The sequence below is a fragment of the uncultured Dietzia sp. genome, assembly GCF_937873725.1.
GTDB lineage: Bacteria > Actinomycetota > Actinomycetes > Mycobacteriales > Mycobacteriaceae > Dietzia.
The window spans coordinates 1-3014 of the sequence record NZ_CALMYY010000081.1; the positions used below are offsets into that span (position 1 = coordinate 1).

The following is a 3014-nucleotide window of genomic DNA, read 5'->3' on the forward strand; positions in this document are numbered from 1 at the left end:
ACGCCCACCAGTCGCTGTGGAAGGACGGCAAGCCGCTGTTCCACGACGAGTCGGGTTACGCTGGGCTGTCGGACATCGCCCGCTACTACATCGGCGGCATCCTGCACCACGCGCCGTCCCTGCTGGCGTTCACCAACCCGACGATCAACTCGTACCACCGGCTGGTCCCGGGCTACGAGGCGCCGATCAACCTCGTCTACTCGCAGCGCAACCGCTCGGCCTGCGTCCGCATCCCGATCACCGGCAACAACCCCAAGGCCAAGCGCATCGAGTTCCGCTGCCCCGACTCCTCCGGAAACCCGTACTTCGCGTTCGCGGCGATGATGATGGCGGGTCTGGACGGCGTGAAGAACAAGATCGAGCCGCTCGCGCCGGTCGACAAGGACCTCTACGAGCTCCCGCCGGAGGAGGCCGCCGACATCCCGCAGGCCCCCACCTCACTGCCCGCCGTGATCGACCGGCTCGAGGCCGACCACGAGTACCTCACCGCGGGTGGCGTGTTCACCGAGGACCTCATCGAGAACTGGATCGCGTACAAGCGCGAGAAGGAGATCGCCCCGGTCAACCTGCGCCCGCACCCGCACGAGTTCGAGCTCTACTACGACTGCTGAGCCGGCACGTCCCTGAGACTCGGTAAACGCCCCGGCCACTGCGGCCGGGGCGTTTATGGTTGGGCCACGACCTGCACTCCACCAGGCGGGAGAGAGGAAGGGGCTGGACGCTGATGGACGCGGAGGATGTCGACTTCCGGAGTTCCTCCCCGCGGGCGAGACCTCTCAAGGTGGTCGCCGCCGCGTTGGACCCGGAGCACGAACCGGGGCCCACGCGGGAGGGAGAGGGCTACCCGGTCCTACTCAAACTGTCCCGGGTCGTCGACCCCGAGGAGGCGCGGTTGATCCTCGAACGGAACCCCTTCCTCCACGCCACCGCCGGCTCGCGCAAACTCATCGCCATGGACACGTCGGTGGAGACGCTGCGCGAGCAGAAGGACCGCCTCCAACTGCTCCTGGCGGAGGTCGAGGCGGACGCGCTCGCCGAGCAGGTCCGGCGCCGCTCGGAGGAGCACCGCGCCGCCGAGCACCGCGTGGCCGAACTCCGTCGGCGCAACGAGGTCCTGGGCGAGATCGACTGGTAATGAGGCGAAGTCGTGGGAGAGTTCACGGCATGACCTCATCTCACCGTCCGCGCTCGGTTGCCGGCGCCGCCCGGACCGCGGTGGATCATCCCGCCCTCGAGTGGCTCGCCCGCGCCGGGTTCGTCATGAACGGCATCGTCCACCTCCTCATCGGGTGGATCGCCATCCGGATCGCGCTCGGGTCCGGCGGGGGCGAGGCCTCCAACTCGGGCGCCCTGGCCGAGATCGCCGCGGCACCGGGCGGGCAGATCCTGCTCTGGGTGGGCGCGGCGGCCTTCGTCGCGCTGGGCGTGTGGCAGGCCGTGGAGGTGGTCCTCGGACCGGAGGAAACGTCCGACCGCGTGAAGGCGGGCGCCAAGGCCGTCGTCTACCTGGCGCTGGGGGTCACCACGGCCCGGTTCGCGTCGGGGGGTTCGAGCTCGGACTCCGAGACCGCCTCGGATGCCACCGCCGGGCTGCTCGGGTCGGGGCCGGGCAGAGCCGCCCTCGTCGTGGCCGGGCTGACGGTGATCGGTGTCGGCGGGTACCACGTCTACAAGGGCGCGGCGAAGAAGTTCGTCGAGGACCTCGAGCGGACCGGAGGCGCCAACGTGGGGCGGGCCCTCGTGGTGTCCGGGCAGTTGGGCTACACGGCCAAGGGCGTCGCCCTGGTGATCCTCGGCGGCCTCATCGTGGCGGCGGTGGTGACCGCCGACCCCGAGAAGGCCGGCGGGCTGGACGCGGCGTTGCGGACGGTCGGCGAACAACCCTTCGGGCAGGTGCTGCTCGTGGCCACCGGCATCGGCATCGGCCTCTACGGCGTCTACTCCTTTGGCCGGGCCAGGTACGCCCGGATGTGAGGCGGGGGCGTCCTCCGGACGCGCCGCTCAGCCGAGTTTGGGGAAGTTGCCCGGGCAGTAGGTCCCCACGGCGGCGCCGAGGAAGAACCCCTGCTGTTCGATACCCAATCGGCCGTACTCACCGAGCCATCCGGAGACCTGGTCCATCTGTTCCCCGCGGTCGAAGCGGCCGCACGCCTCGATGGCGGTGGCCGCCGGGTCCACGCCGGCCGGCAGGACGACGTCCTGCCGCTGCAGCAGGGCCGCGAAGTCGCCGCCCCCGGGTGCCGGAGGCGCGGGCTCACCCGGTGCGGGCGGGGGCGGCACGCCCGGCGCTGACGCCGGCGCGGACTCCGGCGCGGGCTCGCCGGGCGCCGGTTCCGGCAGGGGCTCCGTGGGGGGCGGAGGCGTCACGGGACCGGTGGGCCTCCCCGGCCCCCCCTCGGCGAGGGGGGCGCTCGTCCACCCGGGCGACGCCCCCGCGTCCGGGGAGCCCCCCGGCCCCCCCCCCTCGCCCGTCCCCCCGCCACACCCCGCCAGGACCACGGCGAGCGTGGCGGCGGCGACCCCGGAGGCGGCTGTGCGGATGCGTGAACTCATGGTCCGCATGGTAGGTCAACGACCGCGGTCCGCGGGAAGCCGCACCGTCGCGGACAGGCCCGGACGATGGGGGGCGCGCCGGCGGGGGGTCGGGGTCCCCCCCCCGGGGGCCCCCCCCCCCGCCGGGGTGTGGTGGATGCTGGGGGGGGGGGGGACCCGCCGATCCGCCGGCCACGTGGGCACCCAGCCGTCGCCCCCGCCCGACACCGAGTCGGTGTACCCGAGCCCCCGCAGGCTCCGGAACCGGACGTGATCCCAGGTGGCGTTGAAGTCCCCACCCACCACCACCGGTGCGGGCCCGGGCAGACCCCCGAGGTACGAGCGCAGTCGGTCGGCCTCCTCGACCGCGGCGGGTCCGTCGACGACCGGAGCGACCGGGGGCGCGGCCACCACCGTCCCCGGTCCGGCGGGGGCCCCCCCGGCGGGGGGCCCCGCCCCCCGGCCGAAACCCCGGGCCCGCC

4 protein-coding genes and 1 pseudogene are annotated in these 3014 nt (G+C 73.5%); 3 read left to right on the forward strand and 2 right to left on the reverse strand.

Features of this window, described 5'->3' with window-relative positions; translation table 11 throughout:
- The 3 genes and pseudogenes from Q0444_RS08235 to Q0444_RS08245 form a co-directional block, all read left to right on the forward strand.
- A pseudogene (locus tag Q0444_RS08235) lies at positions 1-611 on the forward strand (type I glutamate--ammonia ligase); the annotation flags it as partial.
- A gap of 113 nt (positions 612-724) precedes the next feature.
- Positions 725-1135 (forward strand): hypothetical protein, encoded by a 411-nt coding sequence (locus tag Q0444_RS08240; RefSeq protein WP_291084294.1) that lies wholly within the window; start codon positions 725-727, stop codon positions 1133-1135.
- A gap of 29 nt (positions 1136-1164) precedes the next feature.
- The gene (locus Q0444_RS08245) at positions 1165-1974 is read left to right on the forward strand and encodes a DUF1206 domain-containing protein (protein WP_291084297.1); all 810 of its coding nucleotides are present in this window, start codon (positions 1165-1167) and stop codon (positions 1972-1974) included.
- 27 nt (positions 1975-2001) lie between these two features.
- Here the strand turns inward: Q0444_RS08245 and Q0444_RS08250 are convergent, their stop codons facing one another.
- The gene (locus Q0444_RS08250; protein WP_299022873.1) at positions 2002-2553 is read right to left on the reverse strand and encodes a DUF732 domain-containing protein; all 552 of its coding nucleotides are present in this window, start codon (positions 2551-2553) and stop codon (positions 2002-2004) included.
- A gap of 15 nt (positions 2554-2568) precedes the next feature.
- The coding region (locus Q0444_RS08255; protein ID WP_367179750.1) for an endonuclease/exonuclease/phosphatase family protein at positions 2569-3014 on the reverse strand (446 nt) is incomplete at its 5' end.